Annotated in this window: 6 protein-coding genes; 5 read left to right on the forward strand and 1 reads right to left on the reverse strand. The window is 64.6% G+C overall.

Annotated elements, in window-relative coordinates; all coding sequences use genetic code 11:
- Positions 1–176: 176 nt before the first annotated feature.
- From ACLQ24_RS28220 to ACLQ24_RS28235, 4 genes are all read left to right on the forward strand, one after another.
- Complete coding sequence (locus ACLQ24_RS28220; protein WP_425894777.1) at positions 177–1,208, forward strand: hypothetical protein; 1,032 nt, start codon at positions 177–179, stop codon at positions 1,206–1,208.
- Between the two features lie 3 nt (positions 1,209–1,211).
- Complete coding sequence (locus ACLQ24_RS28225; protein WP_425894778.1) at positions 1,212–1,862, forward strand: NUDIX hydrolase; 651 nt, start codon at positions 1,212–1,214, stop codon at positions 1,860–1,862.
- Between the two features lie 14 nt (positions 1,863–1,876).
- Positions 1,877–3,253: an alpha/beta fold hydrolase gene (locus tag ACLQ24_RS28230; protein WP_425894779.1), complete on the forward strand. Its 1,377-nt coding sequence runs from the start codon at positions 1,877–1,879 to the stop codon at positions 3,251–3,253.
- 95 nt (positions 3,254–3,348) lie between these two features.
- Positions 3,349–3,828, forward strand: a complete 480-nt coding sequence (locus tag ACLQ24_RS28235; protein WP_425894780.1) for a hypothetical protein — start codon at positions 3,349–3,351, stop codon at positions 3,826–3,828.
- A 196-nt stretch (positions 3,829–4,024) separates the two neighbouring features.
- Here ACLQ24_RS28235 and ACLQ24_RS28240 read toward each other — a convergent pair whose 3' ends face one another.
- Positions 4,025–4,501 carry a hypothetical protein gene (locus ACLQ24_RS28240; RefSeq protein ID WP_425894781.1) on the reverse strand — a complete coding sequence of 159 codons (477 nt, stop codon included), beginning with the start codon at positions 4,499–4,501 and terminating at the stop codon, positions 4,025–4,027.
- 332 nt (positions 4,502–4,833) lie between these two features.
- Here ACLQ24_RS28240 and ACLQ24_RS28245 point away from each other — a divergent pair, with 332 nt between their 5' ends.
- Positions 4,834–5,337, forward strand: coding sequence for a hypothetical protein (locus ACLQ24_RS28245; RefSeq protein WP_425894782.1), 504 nt, complete (start codon positions 4,834–4,836; stop codon positions 5,335–5,337).
- Positions 5,338–5,675: the final 338 nt, after the last annotated feature.

Here is a 5,675-nt window from a genome sequence, read left to right on the forward strand (position 1 = left end):
AGCCCGCACGCTCTATCGCTGGGACACCCGACCGACAACCCGCCGACTCAAGTGACGCCTATTGCCGGTCGCTCTTACAAGAGGTAGATAGCCGTCGGCCAAGCGACACTTACGAGGACGGTTCGCGTTCGGTAGTATCGGCGCCCCATTCTCGACCACTGGCCGGGGAGGTCGCCATGCACCTGCGACGTGCTCTAACCGGGACCGGTGCCGTCACCACGTTCATGATCGGCACAGCGTTAGGGCTCGCCACCTTTGCCTTCCAGACAACGCAGGAGTGGGTTGACGAAGGCGGGCATGACCATGCATTCCGCTGGCTATTGCCCTCTGTCGTGGCGGTGATGGTGATCGCCGTAAGCGCCGTCATCGAGGTCGTCTACCTGCTAACCCGACAGCAAGTCGCGCCGGACCCACTCGACGCATACCACCAGTACTCGACCGGCATCATTGCCTACGGAAAGATCCTTCACACACAGCAGCGAGATCCAGCGCTCCTGCGCCTCCGCGAGAACGCCTCGTTGACCCTGCATGTCCTCGGCTTCCACGAGCAACGGGTGCAGCTCGGCGAATGGGCCCTAGAATCCGCCCAGTTCGTCGACGACAAGCTCGCGATCATCTCCATTCTCATCGACGATCTCGGCTGGGCGAACTATCTGCTGAACCGCAGCGTCGCCGTGGTGAACATCGAGCGCGCAATCCGATACGGCGATCAACTGCCCACGGGCTTCGGCGAACCTCGACGGAGCCTCCTGCTGGCAAAGGCTCACCGGCATCTGGGAGTCATTCGCATGAACCGTGACGACAAGCATTCCCAGGAGAGCTTCGATCGGGCCCACCAATTGCTGGTCGGCGTGGCCGCGGAGGCTCCCCATGAGGTCCGCGTCGACCTCGCGCATGTCGACTATGCGCGGGCGCTTGCTATCGCCACGATGGTGGGGGTTAATACCGGCGGCACGGTGCAGCCCAGCGACGTGCACGGCACCGCGGCGCTACGAGAGGCGCTTGACCTGGTGCGCCAGGCCAAGGAGGGGTTCCAGGCAGAATCGGATCAGGGACGGTACGCCAAATCTCTCGTGCTCGAGATACGAATCTTGCGGGCGCTACACGAGGACGCGGAGGCCGACCATCTGGCGTCGTTACGAGACCGAGCCGTCGCTGCCTCAGTCTGGGCGCGACCGGCTGGCGCGGCATTCATTACCGGAAGGTGAGTCATGGCAGAGCGAATCGATATCTACAACGCTAACCTGGAGCCCCGTGGCAGCATGGACCGCATCGAGGCCCATCGTCAGGGCGAGTGGCACCGGACCTTCCACTGCTGGATCGTCTCGGGCAGCGAGGGCGGGGCGCTCCTGCTGCAGAAGCGGGCTGACAGCATGCGCAACTTCCCCGGGCTGCTCGACGTCAGCGCTGCGGGCCACCTTGAGGCCGGCGAGCCGATCCTCGCCGGGCTGCGCGAAGTTACTGAGGAACTCGGCCTGACCGTGTCCCCTGATCACCTGCACGACCTCGGGGAACGAGTCGAGGTTGCTGACCAAGCGAATGGACAGCTAAACCGGGAGTATCAGTCTGTCTACCTCTACCGATGCGACCTGGCCCTCGCCAACTACAAGCCGGGCGCCGACGAGGTCGCTGCGCTTGTCTGGCTGCCCGTTGCCGAGGGTATGGAGCTCTTTACCGGAAAGATCGACGCACTCACGTTACGCGGCCACACGTACGAAAAGTCGGCTGGAGAGCGCTGGGAGGAGTTCACGCTGCCGGTCACTCGTGACTCCTTCCTCCCAAGGATTCAGCGTTACTACCTTACAACTTTGATCATGGCGGAAAGGCTTCTAGCTAACGCCGGCCCATTGGCGATCTCCTAGAACGGGGTGCCCGGATGGCTGTCATCGTCCTTGCTCGCCACCTCGAGACCGAAAAAAACCTTCTGGACATCCATGGCACCTCCGAGTTGGAGTCCATCACCGCTCATGGGCACGAGCAGGCAGTCCGGCTGACCGACACCATCCGGGCCAGCACCGCACCCTTGACAGCCGTCGTGGCCACGCCCACGCCACAGGCAGTCGCGTCGGCCCGGCTGCTGGCCGCAGCGCTGGACCTGCCGTACGAGGGGGAACTAGCGCTGTCCGCCGTCGGCCTGGGCGCGGCTGCGGGCCTCTCAACGGCGGAGCTGCGGAGAGTTGAGCCAGAGGCGCACCAATCCCTCGACTTGTTTCGCGCGCGGGTGATCAGCGCAGCCGAGCTGAGGATTCCCGGCTGCGAGACCGCTGGAGAGATTGAGCGGCGACTAGTCGCATGGTGGCGGGCAGAGGGCAGGGAGCGATGCCGCAATCGCCTGGTGGTGGGGAGCAGTTCCACCGTCCTCATGATCACTCACCTGCTCAACGGGGTCCTGCCCACCGATTCTCGGTACCGTTACCTGGCGACTCCCAATGGCACGGCCCGAATGTGGCGCGGCGAAACGGACGAGTGGACGGCGATGCCTGCGTTTCCGGCCGACTCGTGGCCCGACGTCGAACAGCTACGGCTGCCGTCGCCGTACGGCGCGGTTGCGGTAACTCGGCATGCCGCCAGTTGGGCGGCGAGCCGACGAACCATTGTCGTCATCCCCGGGTACTTCGGCAGCTCGCGGCATGGCCCATACGGGCTCTACAACCGCTTGGCCCGAGCCTGGGCGTGGCAGGGATTCGAGACCCTGACCGTTGACCCACTTGGATCAGGTGACTCGACGCCCGTCTTTCGGGATTTCACCTCGGAGGTGCGGTCAGTCGAGGTCGTCGGCGAGTGGGCGGCCCGACGCGGGTCGTCTGTACTGCTGGTAGGGCATTCGATGGGCGGTGCGACCGCGCTGCGCGCCCGCGACGGGGCTGGCGCGAACGACTGGCTGGTCTGGTGCCTCGCACCCCTGTGCAGGCTTGTCGATCTGGCCCGCGTATTCCTGCCGGCCACGCAGATCGACGAGCTGAACCGCACCGGGCGCACCTACCGGCACGGTCTCGAACTGCGCCGGGACATGATCGACGAATCCGGCGCCGCATGGGACGCGCACTGCAAGGACGTGGACGGGGTGTGGCTCGCTGGAGCTGACCAGTACACCGCGGGCATGGATCTTTCAGCAATCCCGGCTGACCGCGCCCACGTCGTAGCCGGTGCAGATCACAACTTTTCGACTAACGACAGCCTGCGTCGACTGTTGGCGTCGACCCAGGCCGTCCTCAGCAGCAGGATTACCCCAATGCCGCCGGCCGGCGGCTGACCGGCCAGATGGAGGAACAGCTCCATGCGGTCTGGACGGGTCGGTTCCAGCCACCACACGTTGGGCATCTCGCGATCCTGCGACGCAGCCTCGCAGTGCTGCAGCTCCCCCACGTCGCGGTCCTCACCACCCATTTCGGCTGGCGCACGCACGGCGAGTACGGCGACCTGGCCACGGCGGCGTACCACCCATCCCGTAACCCGTTGACGGTCTGGGAGCGGTTCACCCTGCTAGGCCTAGCGCTGACCGCGGACGAGTTCGCAGGCCGGGTCGCGCTGCTCATCGCACCCCGCCATGACCTCGACTGGCCGACCGTAGCCCAGCTCTACCCGCCCCGGCGCCTGATCTGCCTGACGGCGAAAGACCGGTTCGAAGCAGCAAAGGCGTCCGTCTGGCAAGCCAGGGGTGAGGCCGTCCACATCTTCGACGACCTAGGCCCAACCGAGGTTCTCACCACGACCGCCATCCGAGCTAGGGTCGCAGCGGGAGCGGACTGGAAGACGTTTATTTCACCCCGGTGCCACTCCTACTTTCAACAAATCGACGGACCTCGGCGAGTCTTCGACGTCCGGTGATCGCGGAGAGACTTCGGGTAAGGCACGCTGGCTACTATTGCTGTGCGCGAGCGCAGCAGGCATACGAACGCTATCAAGCCCTTGTCAAGGAGCAGCGCCTCTCATGATGAGCCATGATGAGCCTCAGCGGCCAAGGTGCTGCATGAATTGGGTAGGGCCCCGTCCTCGATATGTGCCAGCCGCGGTGTTCCTGAGTTCATTGCACTTTGGGCGGGGACGATGGTCGCTGAACTGGCTCGGCTCGCCGGGTACTCAAAACGTGCCATGTTCCGGCTGTTCCAAGGCGTATACCGGCAGCTCGGCACGCCCTCCCAGCACCAGCGGCCGATCGCCGCCGATCACGGCCGTGGCGTCGCCCGATGCGGGCGAGGTCGTAACCGATGCCCTGGTCGACGCAGAACGCGATCGAGCAGGCCGGGGGCACCCTACTTGCGGGGAACGACAGTGCTGCCTGCTCGTGGGCTACACCATCGGCAATTAAGGTCAGGAGCGCGACGACGGATCCCCGGTAGGCGTCAGCGCCCGCCTGAGTCAACCGCTCACCGATGCGGTCAAAAAGCCACTGAACGTCACCGTCGGCGGGCAGCACGGTGTCGTCGTACAGGTCGGTGGCGCCGGTGATGACCCAGGCGAGGGTGCCGCGGCGACCGACGCGGTCCTCGTTGGTCCGCATACCACCGGCGGAGGTAATCGCTACTCCCACCCTGATGGCTGGTCCACTTCTCACCACGGCCGCCAGGAGACCCAGGAGTTGCAGTGAAGCATCTCTGCGGCATCGCGCCACTCACTTCCGAAGATAAATCCAACGGTACGCTAATTGCGCCTCTGGGAATTGCGGGCCAATGACCACGGCCAGAGAAGCCCGAACCGCGGACGAGCGTAGACAATTTTCCTCCCAACCAGCGAAGCCTGTTGAGCCAGATAGCCGACAGGGCGGCTCTTCGACCACCGGGCTAATCTGCCGTCGGCGGTTTTAAACAGGCGGATGACCCAAAGGAGAATGTCATGTTCATCGTGGCGACGCAGGATCCGAATACACGGGGTCGATCTGAGGGTCCCGAATCGGGCGCGGCTGCGTGGGGTGCCCTCCTGCCCATCGACGCCGGCCTCACGCAGGCCGAGGCGGATCGGCAGTTGGCCACCTACCTGGCCGGGGTGCAGGCAGGCGAGCCGCTGTGCATCCGCGCGCACGGCAACGACGAGGAGATCGGTGACGCCGAGGCGGGCGCCAAGGACTGGGGCTGGACCTACAAGAAGCTGGCCCGGATGCTGGCCACCCACCTGACCGCCACCCCGAGCGTGATCCTGATCCGGTCGTGCGCCGAGGAGGTGACCAACTTCCCCACTCAGATGGCGGTCCGCCTGGAGTCAAACTGGTCGGGCGCGAACCACCTCGACGGCGTCGTCATCTACGGCTACAACACGTCCGTCAGCGTCAGCACGCCTGTCCCCTCACCTCAGCAGCTGACCAAGAACGTCCAGGTCCAGCCGGTCATCGTCTCGTTGTGACCGGCAATCGCAACCAGCAATTCGTCCCATACGGCGTGTTCTCCTAGGAATTCGGGCTGCCCAGGTAGCGGGCTGGCGCATTCGCACGGCATTGACACTATGAGATTCTTCGATCACTCTGGGTGTCTGGCTCATGCAGTGCGTCAGCACCGGGGGTGGGCGTGGAAATTGATTCCCTCGTACGGTCTCTGAGTTGCCAGTCGCTGCTGGCACTCAATTCCTCCCCTCACCTCGTCGACGGTACGTATTTAGCTCGAGTCAGTGGTGAGGTCCGGTGGGAGCCAGGGGCCGGTGGTGAACAGGGCGGTGAGGACGTCGAGGAGGTCTTCGCCGTGTTT

Source organism: Micromonospora sp. DT4 (genome assembly GCF_049841675.1).
In the GTDB taxonomy this organism is placed as follows: domain Bacteria; phylum Actinomycetota; class Actinomycetes; order Mycobacteriales; family Micromonosporaceae; genus Micromonospora.